Below are 18,799 nucleotides of genomic sequence, written 5' to 3'. Positions count from 1 at the left end.
TTGTCCTGTAAAATCCCTTTGTCGTCCTGAGCAATAGCGAAGGACCTCTTTGAGATTATTCACTCCGTTCATGATGACACCTCTAAATGTCGTTCTGAGGGGTGTTAGCCTCGAAGAACCTCATAAGACCCTTCGGGCTTACGCCCTCAGGGTGACGGAAAAAGGGGGGAGAGTCACCCTGACTTTCCCTTTTGTCACCCTGAGCGCAAGCGAAGGGTCTCCCCCTCTATTATTTTCTTTCCCGTCATTCTGAGCGATAGCGAAGAATCCCCCTTCCACTAAACTTTTTTAAAAATCCACCGATATATAAATTTAAGACAGCAGGATGGAAAGGAGGTGAAGGAGTAAATTCATCCTAAGCTGTCTGGATGCAGGAGGCATCCAAAAAATAAAAAAACATGGAGGTTTAAACCATGGCATTAAGAATTAATTTTAACGCAGAAGCAGCAGTAACACACACAGCCCTTTTACAAAATGAAAGGGCAATGAACAAGTCTCTCTTAAGAATTTCAACAGGCAACAGAATCCTTTCTGCAGCAGATGATGCAGCAGGACTCTTTATTGCGGACCAGCTAAGTGTTGTTGCAGCAGCTTTACAGCAAGGTAATCGTAACATTCAGACAGGTATAAGTGCCCTTCAGATTGCTGAAACTAATGTTGGACAAATTTTTGACAAATTAAAAACAATCTACACAAAGGCACAGTCTGCAGCAAATGACATCAATGACCCAAATGCCCGTGCAGCCCTCCAGAGAGATATTTCAAACCTCGTTGACGCCATACAGAAACTTGGCACAGACACAGAGTACAACGGTATTAAACTTCTTGATGGAACCTTCTCTGATAAAGTCATCCACTATGGAGCAAGGGCAGATCAGACAATTACAGTTGGAATAAACTCAGTTAAAGCCAATGACCTTGGTGCATATATGGTTGTTGGTAAGTTTGTTGCTCAAAGCTCTACAAATGGTTATGCTACGCTTACGAGTGATACTGGAAATTTTGGCTTTGACTCAGCTAATGATAAAGCTATAGTAAATGGTATTGATGTTTCCACGGGATTAACAGTCGTTGATGCAAAGACAATAGCTGATAATATCAATAACTCTAAAGCCCTTCAAAATGCTGGAATTTCAGCAAGAGCTACAAATATGAGTACCGCTTCTGCTGTATGGACTGATATTCAATCAGGAACAAGCGGAAGTGCTACAATAAAATTTTTTGTAGGTACAAGTGCTACCTCAGCTATAGAAATTAATATTGGAGCAAACTCTACTCTTTCTCTTTCTGATCTTGTTACAGCAATAAATTCTAAAGCTTCTGAAAAGGGGGTAAATATAAGTGCAAGGGCAGAAAATAATAAACTTGTTCTTGTAACACAAGGTGAAACAATTGGAGTAGAAGTAGGAAATGATACAGGTCAACCAATTAATTTGGGACAATTTTTAAATGTATCTGCTACAGTAGCCAATAGTTCAACAGGATCTGCAATTCAGGTTGGAAAATTGGTAATTATGGGAACTAACAACTATAACTACGACTTTTCAGGTATATCAGATACATCAGAAGGACTCGGCATAAGTGCAACTGGAATTTCTACAATGAAAAATCTTTATTCCCTTGATGTAACAAATAATGAAAATGCTGAGTTAGCCCTTGATATAGTTAAAACAGCCTTGCAAAGAGTTGACACAATCAGAACTCAAATTGGTTCAGTAATCAATAATCTACAGGCTATATGGGATGGACAGAAGGCATCCTTTGACAACACAAAGGAAGCAGAAAATGTTATTCGTAACACAGACTTTGCAGAAGAAATGAGTACCTTTACCACAATGCAGATAAGAATGCAGGCAGGTATGGCAATGCTTGCACAGGCAAATGCCTTACCTCAGCTTGTGCTACAGTTATTGAGGTAATAAGTGATGATGGAAGGAGGGGAAACCCTCCTTCCGATTTAAAGGAGGGATTAAGGAGGATGAGATTCTTCGCCTTCGCATTCGCTCAGGCTCAGAATGACACCTTTACTGTCATTCCGAGGGACTAAATGTCCCGAGGCGTCGTTCTGAGGCGTAAACCGAAGGAACTCATTCTGATTATAGTAAAAGGAGGAGATTCTTCGCTCAGGCTCAGAATGACAGAAAAGAGGTGTCAGAATGACAGCTTTATTGTTGTCCTGAGATGTAAGTCGAAGGAACTTTTCAAAAAAGGAATTAAAGGAGTGAAAGATGAGGCTGGATGGAATAGATAAGGAAATAATGATAATAAACCCATATAGAAAATTGGAAACTATTGACCAGAAAAACTCCCAACCCATCCAGACAAATACAGATCAAATCAACATTCAAACTGATTCAGAAAAACAGCAACAGAACACTCATAGAGTTACAATGTCTCAGGAAGAACTTAATAGGATGATGGAGGAAATAAGACATAAATTTAGCATGCTTGAAAAATATTTACAGATTGACATTGATGAACAGCTTCAAATCCCTATTTCAAAAATTATTGATATGAGAACAGAAGAAATAATCCGTCAGATTCCACCTGACTGGATTGTGGATATATTAAGAAGAATGGAAGAATTAAGAGGCGTCTTTTACTCTAAGGAGGCATAAAATGGCAGACCTATATATTTCTGGGCTAACAGGAACTCTTGATACAGGCACAATTATTGACAAACTACTTCAGATAAAACAACAGCCCATTACACAGCTTACCCAGAAAAAGGCACTTACTCAGGCAAAAGTATCAAGTCTTTCTAATCTTTCTGGAGCTTTAAACAGCATCCAGAGTTTTTTAAGTAATCTTAATATTGACAGTATTTTTAAAACAAAGAAGGCTACATCATCAAATACATCGGTGCTTACAGCTACTGCTTCAGCTGATACACCAAATATTACAATGAATCTTACTGTAAATAAACTTGCCCAAACGGAAATGAGAGCAAGCACATTAGGATTAAGCTCCCTTACAAGCACCTTTTCATCATCAGGCACTTTCACATTGAAATACTGGAAATCTCCGACAGAAAATGTAACCTATAATATAAATTACTCAGTAGGACAAACCCTACAAGACCTTGTAAAAAATATTAATTCTTCCCAGAATTTTGTTAAAGCATCAGTTTACTACACAGGAACTGATTACAGACTTCTTCTTTCAGAGGCAGATGCGGGTGCATCAACAAAAGAAACAGATAGAACAGGTTCTTCCTTTGTTATTGAAGCAGAGGCTCTGCCAGCTGAACTTGGAAGCCTTGAAACCTTACAGGATGCTCAGAATGCTTCTTTGACAATAGGAAATTCTACAAATCCAGTTACATCCCCTTCAAACACCTTTAAAGGAATACTGACAGGATTGGATATTACAGTGCAGTCTGAAGGTAAAGCAACAGTTACAGTAAGTGATGATTTTTCAAAAATTGACAGCACTCTCAATGAATTTGCAAGTCAGTACAATGGAGTAATTAATATTGTAAATCAGATGACTGGCAAAGGTGCCCAGTTTCAGGGTGATAGCACCATAACAACAATTAAAACAGGATTTTCCAATCTTATTGACCCACTCATTAGAGCTGGATTAATCAATTATTCAGATACAAATGGAACAATTTCCATAAATACAAGCAGGCTTTCAGAATTGAAGGCATCTTCTCCTGATAGTTTAAGAGAGCTTTTGACAAATATAAAAGATTCATTCAGCAGACAACTTAATGTTTATGTATCAACAGTAAATTCCTACAAAAGTACAGGAGAATCCCAGATTAATGAGATAGAGGGGAGAATATCAAACTTAAAGACCGCACTTGTTCAATATGAAGAAAGGCTTCGCAAAGAATACGCAGCATTAGAAGCCTTTGTTTCTCAGATGAATCAAATAAATTCAAGAATTCAGGACTTTATTGTAACACTATCAGAAATGACAAGGGGAGGGAAAAAATGACCTATGTAGATGCCTATTTACAGAGTAAAGTAATGGGAGCAGATGCTTTAGAACTTATAACAATGCTTTATGATAAAGCAATAGTATCCCTTCACATTGCAAAGGAGTCTATAATTAAGGGACTTGATGACCCAGAACTTGTAAAGAAGAAAGCTACAGAGCTTAGCAGAGCAACAGATATAATGTATTATCTTAATGATATCCTTGACAGACAAAGGGGTGGGCAGATTGCTGAAAATCTGAGTTTAATTTACACAACCTTAGCAGGTGAGCTTGTAAGGGCTAATTTATTTAATGATGTTGAGACAATTTCAAAATGTATTGATATACTTAACAATTTAAAATCAGCCTGGGAAGATGTAAAAAAGCAATTAAAGGAACCCCCAAATGAACAAAAAAGAACCTTTGCAGGAGCAATCTAAGATTAGAAGCATCCTTATACAGGCAGAGTTAGCTTTAAAGGAAAACAAATTTGATGAGGCTTTGGCAATTTTAAGCGGAATAGAAATGGATGAGCTTGCAACTTTGCCTATTGAGGAATTATACGCAATTGGAAATTTAATCAATTACATAAAAAACCTTGCTGAAGAAAAAAAGGATGATTTAGTCTCTCAGATGAAAATCATTCAGGCAAGCAAGAAGTATTTGTAAGATTTTTCTACCTTTTTTGTCATTCTGAACGAAGCAGTAGCGGAGTGAAGAATCTCATCCTTTTTCCCATATCCGGAGAATAACGAGAGATTCTTTGGAACATTGAGCTCCACAGAATGACCATCACATTGTCACCCTGAGGCGAAGCCGAAGGGTCTCATTCCGATTGAAAAGGAGGGGATTCTTCGGCACTTCGTGCCTCAGAATGACAATTCGCTTAGTCTGTCCTTCCATTTCTCTCTCATTATTAGATTATACTGGAAGAGACTCTTCACGGAGTAAAGTGAAGGAGTGACAGAGGAAGGTGACAGAAAAGAGAATAATATCTCGGGATATTAAACCTTTCGGAATGTCGGCTACCATTTTTTATTCATTCTCGATTAAAATAAACAAAATGTTTGATAGAAAGAAACAAATTAAATGGGCTTCTTTGAAAGTAGGAATTGTCATCACATTAACCCTTTTGATAATTTTCTTTGTTATCGTATTTTCTGGGGGAATTCAATCTATCTTTACTACTCGTATTCTTTTAAATGTAAGTATAGTTGATGTTAAGGGATTAAGACCAGGAGCACCAGTAAGAATTGCTGGAGTTGATGTGGGAGAAGTAAAAGAAATAAAACTAAGTCAACAACATGGCACAATAGTTAAAATATCAGTTGACAGGGAAATCCTAAACTTCCTAAAATCCGATGCAACCGCAACTGTTCAAACTTTGGGTCTTTTAGGAGATAAATATTTAGAGCTTTCACCAGGACAGTCCAAACAATCCTTTGAACCAAGTCAAGTTATATACGGTTATCCACAGACAGAAATCAGAGATATTATCGCGACAGCTGTTACCGCAATGAATAAAATAGACGGACTAATTGGGAAAATTGATTCCCTTATACAAAAATTCGAACAATCAGAAGGAACTCTTCCAAAGTTAATAAAAGACCCATCTCTTTACAATAACTTAAATGCTGTAGCTACGGAATTAAAAAAATTAACTGAAGAAATTAAACAAGGAAGTTTAGGAAAGCTTTCTCGAGATAAAGAACTTTACTCAAGCATTACAAATACAGTAAAAAACTTAGAAGAATTTTCCAACAAAATCTCTTCCTCACATGGTAGTCTTGGTAAATTAATCAATGAACCGGAGTTATATAATAGTTTGGTTAATATATCACAAAGACTTGATAACCTCCTCAATGAAATAGAGAAATCTCAAGGGACTCTCTCTCTTCTTTTAAGAGACAAACAAACAGCAGAAGATTTAAAACAAAGTGTAAGAGAAATCAAGGAACTGATTGAAGAAATTAAAAAAAATCCTAAAAAATTTTTCAAATTTAGTGTTTTTTAGGTTATAATTTTTTATGGCAATTTTAGAAATCAAAAAATACCCCGATGACATTCTCAAGGTAAAAGCTTCCTTTGTGGATGAAATTAATGGAAATATCCAGAAATTGATTGATGATATGATTGAAACAATGTATAAGGCAAATGGAGTTGGTTTATCTGCACCACAGGTTGGAGTATCAAAGAGAATAATTGTAGTTGATACATCACCAAGAGAAGAAAATCAATCACTTATTGTTTTAGTAAATCCTGAAATAGTGAACTCCGATGGTGAAATCATTTCAGAAGAAGGTTGTCTTAGCATTCCGGGCTTTATTACAAGATTACAGAGAAAACAAAAAGTTTTTGTAAAGGGATTAGATAAAAATGGTAAAGAAATAGAAATTGAGGCAGAAGGTCTTTTAGCAAGAGCCCTTCAACATGAAATAGATCACCTCGATGGAATTCTACTTATTGACCGAATAAGCCCCCTTAAAAGAGAACTTTTCAGAAGAAAATATAAGAAAATAAGAAAATAAAATCCTCATGCCTGATATAAAAAAAGGAATTGTATTTTTTGGTACACCAGATTTTGCAGTTCCTACTTTAAAATATTTAATAGCAAATAATGAAAATATTTTACTCGTAATAACCCAACCAGACAAACCAAAGGGAAGGGGAAAAAATGTTCAGCCACCACCTGTAAAAGAAATAGCTATTAAGCAGGGATTAAAAGTTTTACAACCTGAAAAAATAAAGGATGAAAAGTTTATAGAAACACTGAAAAAGCTTAATCCTGAGATTGCAATTGTTGTAGCCTATGGTAAAATACTTCCAAGAGAGGTCTTAGAAATACCAGCACTTGGGTGCATTAATCTTCATGCTTCCCTTTTGCCAAAATACAGAGGTGCAGCCCCCATTCAGTGGGCATTAATAAAAGGGGAAAAAATTACAGGAGTTACAACCATGCTTATTGATGAAGGTTTGGATACAGGACCTATACTTTTACAAAAAGAAGTCCCTATAGATGATGATGACAATGCTCAGAGTCTTTCAGAAAAACTTGCAGTAATTGGAGCAGATTTAGTAATCGAGACTATTGATAAAATGAGAAGGGGGCTTATTACTCCAACTCCGCAGACAGGACAGATTAGCTATGCTCCTCTTTTAAAAAAAGAAGATGGGAAAATAGACTGGCAAAAATCAGCAATTGAAATTTTTAATCTTATCCGTGGCACCTATCCTTGGCCCTGTGCATACTGCTATTTTAAAAAGGAAAGATTAAAAATAATTAAAGCTCAACCATTAGAAGAGAAAGCTCCCCCTGGTTTAATTATTAAAGCAAAAGATGAGTTGATAATAGGAACAGGCTTAGGTACAATTAAAATTTTACTTATACAACCTGAAGGAAAAAAAATAATGACAGCAAAGGAATTTATTTGTGGAAGAAAAATAAATGAGGGTGTGGATTATTTTTCTTAGGGGTTTTGTTCTTAAAATTTACTATCCTTTGTTAATGTTGATTGGAGCTTTTTTAAAGAGTAAAAAAGTGATTTTTCAGTCTCATATAGTCAATGTTAATAATTTTCTTGTAAAGCAGTTAAATTATAAAATTAATAAAATTTTACTTCTTCTTCCTCACTGTCTTCAAAATTCAAAATGTGATGTAAGACTTACCTTTGATGTTTTCAAATGTAAAAGATGTGGGCAATGTAAAATAAAAGATCTTATCGAACTTGCTGAGCAATACGATGTAGCCATATCAATTGCTACTGGAGGAACTATTGCAAGAAAGGTTGTTAAAGAACTCCGTCCCGATGCGATTATTGCAGTTGCCTGTGAAAGAGACCTTTCAAGTGGAATTGTAGATACTTACCCAATACCAGTCATTGGAATTTTGAACGAAAGACCCTTTGGTCCTTGTATAGATACTACAGTAAATTTAAAAAAAGTTGAGGATGCTCTCAAATGGTTTATGAACAGCAAAATCCAAGAAAAGAAGCTGTAGAAATTCTTACTTATCTTTTTGAAAAAAGAAAACCTTTAAAAATTCTTTTAACTGAAAATCTTCTCAACAAGTTTAATGAAAATGATAGAGCATTTTTAAAAGAAATTGTACATGGTGTTTTGCGAAACCTTTATTTTATTGACTGGATTCTTGCTAAATTTTATAGAAATAAAAAAAGATTGCTTCCAAAAACAATCAATAATCTAAGATGTGCAATATATCAATTAATTTTTATGAAACTCCCATCTTATGCGGTAACGAATGAATCTGTTAAAGTGGAAAAATCATTAAGGGGTTTTCCTTCCCTTGTGAATGCAATATTAAGAAATTTTTTAAGAGAATATCCATCTGGAGAGTATCCTTTGCCTTTATCTGAAAAATTTACTGATATTGAAAAATATCTTTCAATAAAATATTCTTATCCCCTATGGCTTGTTAAAAGATATTTGAAAAGATTCACTCAAGAAGAGATAGAACCTTTTTTAAAGGCAAACAATGATAAACCTCCGTTCACAATAGCTGTAAAACCTAAAGAAAGAAATGAAATTGCCGAATACTTGAATAAAAAAGGATTCTTAGTTTATCCAACAAAATATGCTCCATCAGGTTTAAAGATAGAAGGTAAAGGATATGAAATTAGAAAAGCTCTTCAAAAATTACCCTTTTTTTGGCTAATTCAGGATGAAGCATCTCAACTTGCCTGTTTTTTTCTTGAAGTATATGAAAATGATACAATTTTAGATGTTTGTTCATCTCCAGGAGGTAAAGCTCTGCTTTCTGCTGCTTTGATGGAAAAGGGTAGAATACTCTGTCTTGAGAAAAATAAAGAAAGATTAAAAATTTTAAACCAGAACATTAAAAGAGTAAAAAAGTTTCTTCCTAACATAAAAATTGAATCTTTACTTATGGATATATTTGAATTCAGGGATAAAAATAATTTTAATAAAATTATTCTCGATGCTCCCTGTTCCTCCCTTGGAGTCATTAGAAGAAATCCCGATGTAAGATATCGATGTAGTGAGTCAGAAATAGCAAGACTTTCAGAAATGCAATTTCTTATGCTTGATCATGTTTCCAAGTATTTGACCAAAGGAGGTACACTTCTTTATTGTGTTTGTTCAACAGAACCAGAGGAAGGTGAAAGAGTAGTTGAAAAGTTTTTACATAATCATGAAGAATTTTATACTATAAATAGTGAGATTTCTTTTTTTAAAGATCTTTATATTGACAAAGGGATGATAAGAACCTATCCACACATACATGATATGGATGGTTTTTTCATGGCAAGGATTTTGCGATGCTAAAAAAATTTTTGTATATTATTATTGCCATTGCTGGAGGTTTTTTAAGCGGGTATCTACTTTTAACATTTATTGTATTAGGAGGAACCACAGAAGTTCCTGATTTAATAGGTAAGGATATCGTAGTTGCTAATCAGATATTGAAGGAAAAAGGATTTTATATTCGAATAGAAGGTTATGAATATTCTGAAGCACCTACTGGAACAGTATCAAAACAGAATCCTCCTGCAGGAGCAAAAATAAAAAGTGGCAGAGAAATTGGAGTGATTGTAAGTAAAGGCTTAAGATTCAATATACTTCCTGATGTTACAGGAATTAATTATGAGGAAGCTGAGAAAATATTAAATGAAAAGGGAATTCCGATAGAACAAATTATTTATATTCATTCAGAGATTTATCCTGAAAAAATTGTAATTGCTCAGAGACCTGAACCCCAGGAAGGTGGAAAATCTATCAAATTACTTGTAAGTAAAGGGAGAAGGGAGGATTAAAGGTGGTATTAATTGCGCCTTCAATTTTATCTGCAGATTTTGGAAGACTTGCTGAAGAAATAAAACTTGCTCAAGAAGCTGGAGCAGATCTGATTCACATTGATGTAATGGATGGACTGTTTGTTCCTAATATAACAGTTGGTCCTCTTATAGTTGAAGCAATCAAAAAAGTTGCAACGGTTCCCCTTGATGTTCACTTAATGATAGTAAATCCAGAAAAATACATTAATGATTTTATTAAAGCAGGTGCTGATATATTGACTGTTCATGTAGAAGCTTCTGTTCATTTACATAGAACAATAGGAAACATTAAAGAAAAGGGATCAAAAGCAGGAGTATCTCTTAATCCTGCAACAACTTTACATACAATTGAAGAAATTGTTAATGATATTGATCTTCTTCTTATAATGTCTGTTAACCCTGGTTTTGGTGGGCAATCCTTTATTCCTTCCTGTATGGAGAAAATTAAAAAGGCAAGGAATTTAATCGAAAATAGAAATAAAAAAGTTTTAATTGAAGTTGACGGAGGGATTAAACTTAACAATTCCTCTACAGTTGTCAGGGCAGGAGCTGATATTTTGGTAATAGGCTCAGAATTTTTTGGGCAAAAAGATTATAAAAAATTTATGCAAAAATTAAGGAAAATATTAAGTGAGAACTGAAAAACTTATTGAAAAAGCTGAAAAATTTAGAAGTAACGGATTTTTTAGAAAATCAATAGCTCTATGGAATAGAATCTATAAAAAGGCTATCAAGGAGAATGCCCTCCAACTTACTCTTGACTGTCTGATAGCTCTTGGCGATTTAAATAGAATAATTGGTAATTTTGAAAAATCAATCCAATTTTATGAAGAAGCAATAGCGCTTGCTGAAGCATTGGAAGAAGAAACTTCTTTGGCAGACAGTTTAAGTGGTTTAGCTTTATGTTATAAAGCAACAGGTCAATGGAAGGAAGGTCTAAAAATTATAAAAAAGGCAAGAAAACTCTACGAATCTCATGGGGATAAAAGAGGCATTGCTTTTACTTTCTGGGCTGAAGGAACAATATGGAGATTTGGTGGAAGGATTAAAAAATCCTTAAAAAGTTTTAAGGAGGCTTTGGCAATTTTCAGAAAATTAAAAGATAAATCCGCTATTGGTTATACCTATTGTGGGTTAGGTGGTAGTTCAAGAGTAAATGGTGATTTTCTAATTTCATTAAAATTTTATAAAAAAGCTAATCAAATATTCAATAAAATAGATGATAAATTTGGTTCTGCATACTCTTACTGCGGAGTAGGGAATGCTTATAGAATGCTTGATGATATAAAAGGGGCAGAGAAAAATTTCAAAAAAGCTTTAAAAATCTACGAAGAAATAGGTGATATTGTAAGTTCTTCCTATACCTTGTGGAGCATGGCAATGTTAGAGATATTAAAAACTTACAGAAGTAAAAAAAATAAAAAAGACTACACTAATGCAATTAACTACATTCATAAGGCAGAGAAAAATTTTAAAAAATGTAATGATCCCCGAGGACTTATTTATTGTATTCTCTTAAGAGGCATGATAAACTATCTTAAAGGAAAAAGGAGCATAGGAAAGAAAATATTCAAAAAAGCTTATGAGAAGACAAAAATTTTTGATTTTGCCTTAGAAAAAAAATATATTGAGAGACTACTAAATAGAAAATTTTTAATGCCCTATAACATTCCATAGAGTATAATTTATGATGGCAAACAATAAAATTATAACAGTTCCAAATATGTTAACAACACTTAGAATTTTTCTTGTTCCCTTTCTTGTCTTTGCAATGAATGCAAAAGATTATTCCTTGGCATTAAAAATAATTATCATTGCAGGCATAACAGACAGTCTTGATGGAATAATAGCAAGAAAATTTAATCAAATTTCAAAGTTTGGGACATTTCTTGATCCTTTAGCAGATAAATTTCTTATTTTGAGCATTATGGCAATATTTTATATCCAGGAATTAGTTCCGAGGTGGTTTGTCTCAATTGTTTTTATAAGAGATGTTTTGGTAGCTCTTGGATGGCTTGAAGCTTACTTGAGAAAGAAAAAGATTATGAAACCTCTAATTTTAGGGAAAATATACAATGCTTCTCAGGTAATTATCTTTGGATATGTGATTTTAGCAGTTAATTTCAAACTGTCTCTTCCCTCTAATTTATGGTACATAGGAGTAAGCTTGCTATCCATATTATCATTTGTTCAGTATACTATTGTAAGATTATCTAATGATTCACAGAGGAGTTAGAATTGAATATATTAAACCTCAAAGTCCAGCACAAAGGGCAGGACTTAAAGAGGGTGACATAATACTGTCAATTAATGGTCATGCGATAAAGGATGTTCTCGATTTGATGTATTATTCCGTTGAAGATATATTAAAAGTTAAATTTTTAAGAGAAAACAAAAAAAATACCTCGATTATTGAAAAATATGATGAACAATTAGGAATTGAAGTTGAACCTTTTAGAATAAAAAGATGCAGGAATAAATGTCTTTTCTGCTTTGTAGAACAACTTCCAAAGGGTTTAAGAAAATCTTTATATTTTAAAGACGAAGACTACCGAGCAAGTTTTCTTTATGGAAATTATATTACTCTTACAAATTTAAAAAAAGAAGACTACGATAGAATAAAAAAACTTTTCTTATCTCCTTTATATATTTCTGTTCATGCTACAGACCCTGAAGTTAGAAATCTATTGTTGGGTAACTTCGAAGCTCCACCAATTTTAATGGAACTTAAAAAGCTTGCAAAAAATAAAATTAGAATGCACACTCAGATTGTACTTTGCCCTGATATAAATGACGGATATGTTCTTGAAAAAACAATTTTAGATTTATATAAACTCTACCCCTATGTATCATCAATAGCAGTTGTACCTTTGGGTTTAACAAAATATCATAAAAATAATTTAAAACCAGTTACAAAAAGCAAAGCAGAGGAAGTGATAAGTCTTGTTGAAGCCTTTCAAAAGAGATTTAAGAAGAAACACGGAATGGCAATTGTTTATCTTGCCGATGAATTTTATATCAAAGCTCAGAAAAATTTTCCTTCTCCAAGTATTTATGATGATTTTCTCCAGATTGAAAATGGCGTTGGGATGGTTCCGCTTTTTGTTAAAGAGACAAAAAAAGTAAATATTCCGCAATTGAAAGTAAAAAAAAGATTAGTAACTTTTACAGGAGAATCTTTCTTTCCTTATCTAAATCAATTCATTGAAAAGATGCAAAAAAAAGATATTCCTATAAATTTAATTCCTATAAAAAATAATCTCTTTGGTGAAAGCGTGACAGTTACCGGTCTTTTATCTGGAGAAGATATAATAAAAGGTCTCGCATCTCATATTGAAAAAAACGATATAGTTTTAATTCCAGATGTTACAATGAAAGACACAGACAATAGATTTTTAGATGATCTAACCCTTTCAGATATAGAGAAAATACTACAAGTAAAAACAGTAAAAATTGGAACCCAACCAACAGATTTGTTAAAAACCATAGAGACAATCTGTTAGCCAGAACAAGTTTAATAATTATAAATTGTTTTCTTGTGGATAAATATTAAATTGACAAAAATGTAACATAATGGATATTATAAAAAGTAAATGGTAACCTTTTGCCGATGGAGATAAAATATGTGTAGATTATCAGCGATTACTTCATCAAAGTATTTTTCGCCAATAGAAAACATTCTTGCCCTTGAAACAATGAAAGAAGGGCATGATGGTTCTGGTCTTGGCTTAACCCTTAAAGACCTCGGAGGGGAATTTAAGGATTTAAAACAGTATCCTATACTGTCGGGTATATGTTCCCGAAAAGGTAGGGAAATTCTTGATGCCTATATGGAGGAGGTTGGTTTTAAACTCATTCACAAGTGGAGGCCTAAAATTAAGCCTGTCAAAGGAGTTTTTAGACGTGATTACTACTTTGCAGCAGTCTATGATTATCCCGATGAATGGAAAGATAAAACAGATAGAGAAAAAGAAGACTTCTTAATGAATATAAGAATTAATTTAAGAAGAATGGGAGAACAGGATGAATCAATATTTGTTTTTTCCTTTTATCCCGATGTGATAACCCTTAAAGAAGTAGGAGATCCTCTTGAACTTGCTGAGTTTTTTGGACTTGATAAAGACAATTTAGAGGCAAAAATTATTTTTGCACAGGGAAGGCAAAATACCAATTATCAGATATATCTTTATGCCTGCCATCCCTTCTTCATTCAGGGATACTGCACAATGACAAATGGTGAGAACACTGCCTTTGTGCCTATAAAAGAGTTTCTCATGAGCAGAGGATTTCCGGGATATATGGGATACAATTCAGACAGTGAGGTATTTGCCCATATACTTCACTATTCAGTAAGACAATTAGGATTCCCATTGACTTATTATAAAGATATAATTACTCCTTTAAAATGGGAAGAAATTGAACAAAGACCTGACAGAGAAGCATTGTCTCTTGTTAAGATGTCTCTTCGTCCACTTTGTATAGATGGTCCTAATATGGTAATCGGTTTTACTCCTGATGGTACATGTTTTATGGTTCAGGATGCTAAAAAACTTAGACCCGGAGTTGTTGGAGGTGTTAAAGGCAAATATGCGTTAATGTCAGAGCTTTGCGGACTTGACAAAGTAATTCCCGAGAGAGATAAATCAAAAGATATATATCCAATGAAGTATGACATGGTGATTGTATCACCGGGTGCAAAGGAGGTAAAAGTATGGAACCAGCTACAGGGTTAAGGCTTGATTTCAATCATAAATTAACAATAAAGGAGTTTCCTTATATAATTCGCTGGAGAGAAGACCGTTGCAAAAGATGTGGACAGTGTACAGCAGTCTGCCCTAATGGTGCAATTAAGCCTGCAGTAAAATACATGAGAGTTATTGAATCAGGAGGAGATACTCCAAAACCAAGACCTGTAAGAAGAATAATTCATGTAATTGAACAGGTTGACAATATTGAAAATTACTGCACAGGATGTGCAATGTGTTCTCTTGTTTGTCCAAATAATGCTATAGAGCCAGAGTATAATCCTCAGAATAAGTTTCTTTTTTATAAAAATCGTGGTGGAGAGGGATACAAAAGAGGTGGAAGAAGAAATGACCCAGGAGCATCAACCCTTGACAGACTCAAATTTACAAGAATTTCAATGCTTACAGATCCTGCTTTGGATGCTGGAAGACATGAATTTAGAGTTCGTTCTTACATAGGAAGAATTCTTCCACCTGAGGAGTTACCCCTGAAGGTTGAAGATGGAAGATTGGTTGTTGATAAATCTTCTGGAAAGTTTATTCCTCCTGTAAGAGAAATATTTCCTATAATGATTGGGAGTATGTCAATTGGTGCACTTTCACCACCAATGTGGGAAGGACTTGCCATGGGAGTTGCCTATTTAAATGAAGTTGAAGGAATTCCTGTTGTAATGTGTTCTGGTGAAGGAGGTTTCCCGCCAAGATTGCTCAAATCAAGATATGTGAAATATTTTATTTTACAAATTGCCTCTGGATATTTTGGATGGGACAGCATCCTTCATGCTTTACCGTATATGACAGAAGACCCAGCAGCAATTGAAATAAAATACGGTCAGGGAGCAAAGCCAGGTGATGGAGGACTTTTAATGGCTCCAAAGGTTATAAAACTTATTGCTGAAATCAGAGGTGTGCCTAAATATGTTGATTTACCATCTCCTCCAACTCATCAAACAAAATACTCAATTGAAGAGTCTGTTATGAAAATGATTCAGTCAATGTCAATGGCATTTGGATTTAGAATTCCGGTTTATCCTAAAATTTCAGGCACTAAGACAGCAAAGGCTGTTTTAAATAATCTTGCAAGAAATCCCTATGCAGCAGCTTTATGTATAGATGGAGAAGATGGGGGCACAGGAGCAGCATACAATGTATCCCTTGATAAAATGGGGCATCCAATTGCATCTAACATAAGAGAGTGTTATCTTGATCTTGTAAAACAGGGTAAACAGAATGAGCTTCCTTTAATTGCAGCAGGTGGAATTGGTAAAAAAGGTAATCTTGCAGCAAATACAGCCGCGCTTATTATGCTTGGTGCTTCAGCAGTGGCTGTTGGAAAATACATAATGCAAGCTACCGCTGATTGTCTTGGTGATGAGTATAATAGATGTAATATTTGTAATACAGGAAAATGCCCAAGAGGAATAACAACTCAAGACCCCAAGCTTTACAGGCGTCTTGACCCTGATAAAGTAGCTGAAAGACTTGTGGAAGTAATTAAATCTGCAGATGTGGAGTTGCGCAAAATATTCGCACCTATGGGAAGAAGCACAGAGCTTCCAATTGGAATGTCTGATGGATTGAGTATAGATGATAAAGCAATGGCAGAAAGGTTGGAGATAAGCTATGCCTGCTAAAAAAACAATACAAAAAGAAATACCAAAAATTGGTTTACATGAAACCCTCATTCCCTATGATGAGGTTGTAAAGAGAGTTGATCAAAAATCTGTTATTATTTACGGAAATGTTAAAGGAAAAAGGATTCCTTCAAGGATTCTCGAGGAGTATATTCAGGAAGCTGTTCGTGAAGGTGCAAGGAATCTTCACATTTATGCTGATGGACAACATGGAATTGGTGGAAGAATATATCCAAGAGGGGAAAATGTAAAAATTACAATAGAGGGACCTGTAGGACAAAGATGTGGCTCAATGGGCATGTTTGGAACAGAGATAGTTGTAAAGGGAGGAGTTTCTGATGATGTAGGCTGGCTTAACTGTGGGGCAAAGATTACAGTTTTAGGAGATGCTACAAACGGAGCCTGGAATGCAGCTGCACAAGGAATTCTTTATGTTCAGGGAAGTGGTGGTGCTCGTTGTGATACAATGACTAAGCATAATCCAAGATTTGATCCCCCTCAGTCATGGTATTTCCGTGATGTGGGAGATTCTTTTGCGGAGTTTAAAGCAGGCGGTATTGCAGTTATCTGCGGAGTTAATCCAAGGAATTCAAGAACAGTGCTGGGATACAGACCCTGTGTTGGAATGGTTGGTGGAGTTATTTACTTTCGTGGAAGAATTGATGGCTACTCCGAAAGAGATGTAAAACTGCTTGAATTAAGTGAACAGGATTGGCAGTGGCTTACAGAAAACTTGAATCCCTTTCTTACAGCAATAGATAGAATGGAGCATTATCATGAACTCACTAAAAATCCTAATGAATGGCGTAAGCTTGTTCCTTATACACCACAGGAGAGAAGAAGGAAAAGATGGTTTAAGATAGAAATGGAAGAATTCAGGAAAAATTACTGGGAAAAGGAAGTTGGGCAGGGAGGAATTTTTGCAGAATACATTGACCATGAACCAACTGTTATACCTTACATAGTTACTGGTAAATATCGTAGGTTTAAACCTATTTGGGCAAATGAAAAATATGCACCTCCTTGTGCTTATAGTTGCCCTACTCATATTCCAACTCATAAAAGAACAGCATTAATAAGACTTGGCAAAGTAAAAGAAGCTCTTGAAATGGTGCTTGAGTATAGCCCTCTTCCTGCCACAGTATGTGGTATGATTTGTCCTAATCTCTGTATGCAGGCATGTACACGTGGAAAAATTGATGAACCAATTTCTGTAAAAGAATTTGGTAAAGCATCTGCTTTGCTTCCACCTCCAAAAAAGGCAGAAACAACTGGGCACAAAGTTGCAGTAATAGGTGCAGGACCTGCTGGAATGTCTGTTTCATGGCAACTTTCACTTAAAGGTCATTCTGTTACAATATTTGAAGCAACAGATAAAATTGGAGGTAAAATAGAACTCTGTATTCCAGAACATAGACTTGATAAAAGAATTCTTCACATGGAGATAGAGAGATTTAAAGAAGTTGTGCCAGATATTCGCCTTAATACTCCGGTGACAAAGAAACTTTTTGAAAAAATATGTAAAGAATATGAATTTGTTGTAATAGCAGTAGGAGCCCATAAGCCAAGGAAGATTCCATTTCCTGGTTCTGAACACACAATTTCAGCCTATGAATTTTTAAGAGCAATAAACGAAGGAAAAACTTTTAATCTTAAAGACAAGCAGGTTGTTGTAATTGGTGCTGGAAATGTTGGGATGGATGCAGCAGTTGAAGCTTATTTATGTGGTGCATCAAAAGTAACTGCCATTGATATTCAAAAACCAGCAGCCTTTGGATCAGAGCTCGAACAGGCACAGCAAAAGGGTGTTGAAATACTATGGCCTAAATTCACAGAAAAGTATGTTCCAGAGGAAAAGAAAATTTATTTTAAAGATGGAACTACTCTGGATGCTGATTTTGTAATTATGGCAATTGGAGATATGCCTAACTTAGATTTTGTTCCACCACAGATTCATACTGAGAAGGGATGGATTGTTATAAATGAATTTTTCCAGACATCAAATCCTAAGGTTTTTGCTATCGGAGATGTTACAGGATTAGGACTTGTAACCCATGCAGTTGGTCATGGAAGAATCCTTGCTCAATATTTACATGGAGAATTGATGCATGCTCCTGTTACAAGAGATTTAAGAGCAAGAATACCTTATGAAAAAATCAAAATTGACTATTATGAAAGATGTCGTGCTGTCTCATCTCTTGAACAAGAAGCAGAGCGGTGTCTGTCTTGTGGTTCTTGCAGAGACTGTCATATGTGCGAGATGACCTGTTATTGGGGTGCAATAATCAGAGTTGAAAAGTCAGATGGAAGATATGAATATTTGGTTGATGAAAACAAATGCATCGCTTGTGGATTCTGTGTTGGAATATGCCCCTGCGGTGTTTGGGAAATGGTTGAAAATATTTAGTTAATTTACTTTTGTTCATATTGACGAGGGGTTCAATGCCTCGAGGAATGTCTCATTATTCTCTGGATATGGAAAAAAAGGAGGAGATTCTTCAGTCGCTTATGCTCCCTCAGAATGACCCTCATATTGTCACCCTGAGGCGAAGCCGAAGGGGCTCCTCCTTTTCCATCACTGGTTTTGAACAAAGCTAAGGGCAGAATGACAAAATCTCTCAAGAAAGTAGTAATCTAAAGGTATTTCTTGTAAAAGATATTGACATAGAAAAAAACAAAGTAT

The 18,799-nt window shown here is 34.9% G+C and carries 18 protein-coding genes; all 18 read left to right on the top strand.

Annotated elements, in window-relative coordinates:
* Positions 1–413: 413 nt before the first annotated feature.
* The 18 genes from QI155_RS03980 (at position 414) to QI155_RS03895 (ending at position 18,523) form a co-directional block, all read left to right on the top strand.
* Complete coding sequence (locus QI155_RS03980; RefSeq protein ID WP_281321163.1) at positions 414–1,919, top strand: flagellin; 1,506 nt, start codon at positions 414–416, stop codon at positions 1,917–1,919.
* A gap of 309 nt (positions 1,920–2,228) precedes the next feature.
* Positions 2,229–2,618 (top strand): flagellar protein FlaG, encoded by a 390-nt coding sequence (locus QI155_RS03975; protein ID WP_281321162.1) that lies wholly within the window; start codon positions 2,229–2,231, stop codon positions 2,616–2,618.
* Position 2,619: 1 nt separating this feature from the next.
* Entirely contained in the window at positions 2,620–3,945 is a 1,326-nt protein-coding gene (gene fliD / locus QI155_RS03970; RefSeq protein WP_281321161.1) for a flagellar filament capping protein FliD, read from the top strand.
* Positions 3,942–4,367, top strand: a complete 426-nt coding sequence (gene fliS, locus QI155_RS03965; RefSeq protein ID WP_068860537.1) for a flagellar export chaperone FliS — start codon at positions 3,942–3,944, stop codon at positions 4,365–4,367. The genes fliD and fliS overlap by 4 nt, the downstream gene beginning before the upstream one ends.
* On the top strand, positions 4,333–4,596 hold the full coding sequence (locus QI155_RS03960; RefSeq protein ID WP_281321160.1) for a hypothetical protein: 264 nt from the start codon (positions 4,333–4,335) through the stop codon (positions 4,594–4,596). The genes fliS and QI155_RS03960 overlap by 35 nt, the downstream gene beginning before the upstream one ends.
* A 394-nt stretch (positions 4,597–4,990) precedes the next feature.
* Positions 4,991–5,941 (top strand): MlaD family protein, encoded by a 951-nt coding sequence (locus tag QI155_RS03955; RefSeq protein WP_143600730.1) that lies wholly within the window; start codon positions 4,991–4,993, stop codon positions 5,939–5,941.
* Positions 5,942–5,954: 13 nt separating this feature from the next.
* On the top strand, positions 5,955–6,455 hold the full coding sequence (gene def / locus QI155_RS03950; RefSeq protein WP_068860544.1) for a peptide deformylase: 501 nt from the start codon (positions 5,955–5,957) through the stop codon (positions 6,453–6,455).
* Between the two features lie 7 nt (positions 6,456–6,462).
* Positions 6,463–7,398, top strand: a complete 936-nt coding sequence (gene fmt, locus QI155_RS03945) for a methionyl-tRNA formyltransferase (RefSeq protein WP_281321159.1) — start codon at positions 6,463–6,465, stop codon at positions 7,396–7,398.
* On the top strand, positions 7,373–7,924 hold the full coding sequence (locus QI155_RS03940; RefSeq protein ID WP_068860546.1) for a DUF116 domain-containing protein: 552 nt from the start codon (positions 7,373–7,375) through the stop codon (positions 7,922–7,924). Before fmt ends, QI155_RS03940 begins: the two co-directional genes overlap by 26 nt.
* Positions 7,885–9,228, top strand: coding sequence for a 16S rRNA (cytosine(967)-C(5))-methyltransferase RsmB (rsmB, locus tag QI155_RS03935; protein ID WP_068860548.1), 1,344 nt, complete (start codon positions 7,885–7,887; stop codon positions 9,226–9,228). The genes QI155_RS03940 and rsmB overlap by 40 nt, the downstream gene beginning before the upstream one ends.
* Positions 9,222–9,716, top strand: coding sequence for a PASTA domain-containing protein (locus tag QI155_RS03930; RefSeq protein ID WP_068860550.1), 495 nt, complete (start codon positions 9,222–9,224; stop codon positions 9,714–9,716). Before rsmB ends, QI155_RS03930 begins: the two co-directional genes overlap by 7 nt.
* Before the next feature lie 2 nt (positions 9,717–9,718).
* Positions 9,719–10,378, top strand: coding sequence for a ribulose-phosphate 3-epimerase (gene rpe / locus QI155_RS03925; RefSeq protein WP_068860552.1), 660 nt, complete (start codon positions 9,719–9,721; stop codon positions 10,376–10,378).
* Positions 10,368–11,414, top strand: a complete 1,047-nt coding sequence (locus QI155_RS03920) for a tetratricopeptide repeat protein (RefSeq protein ID WP_068860554.1) — start codon at positions 10,368–10,370, stop codon at positions 11,412–11,414. The genes rpe and QI155_RS03920 overlap by 11 nt, the downstream gene beginning before the upstream one ends.
* A gap of 13 nt (positions 11,415–11,427) precedes the next feature.
* The gene (locus QI155_RS03915) at positions 11,428–11,973 is read left to right on the top strand and encodes a CDP-alcohol phosphatidyltransferase family protein (RefSeq protein ID WP_173894048.1); all 546 of its coding nucleotides are present in this window, start codon (positions 11,428–11,430) and stop codon (positions 11,971–11,973) included.
* Complete coding sequence (locus QI155_RS03910) at positions 11,954–13,240, top strand: DUF512 domain-containing protein (protein WP_281321158.1); 1,287 nt, start codon at positions 11,954–11,956, stop codon at positions 13,238–13,240. The genes QI155_RS03915 and QI155_RS03910 overlap by 20 nt, the downstream gene beginning before the upstream one ends.
* 120 nt (positions 13,241–13,360) lie before the next feature.
* Positions 13,361–14,470 (top strand): glutamate synthase, encoded by a 1,110-nt coding sequence (locus QI155_RS03905; protein ID WP_281321157.1) that lies wholly within the window; start codon positions 13,361–13,363, stop codon positions 14,468–14,470.
* Entirely contained in the window at positions 14,449–16,116 is a 1,668-nt protein-coding gene (locus QI155_RS03900) for a glutamate synthase-related protein (protein ID WP_281321156.1), read from the top strand. Before QI155_RS03905 ends, QI155_RS03900 begins: the two co-directional genes overlap by 22 nt.
* Positions 16,106–18,523, top strand: a complete 2,418-nt coding sequence (locus QI155_RS03895) for an FAD-dependent oxidoreductase (RefSeq protein WP_083200174.1) — start codon at positions 16,106–16,108, stop codon at positions 18,521–18,523. The genes QI155_RS03900 and QI155_RS03895 overlap by 11 nt, the downstream gene beginning before the upstream one ends.
* Positions 18,524–18,799 lie beyond the last annotated feature (276 nt).

It is taken from the genome of Thermodesulfovibrio sp. 1176 (genome assembly GCF_029946585.1).
Taxonomy (GTDB): Bacteria; Nitrospirota; Thermodesulfovibrionia; order Thermodesulfovibrionales; family Thermodesulfovibrionaceae; genus Thermodesulfovibrio.
This window is presented reverse-complemented; position numbering and strand designations above follow the sequence as displayed.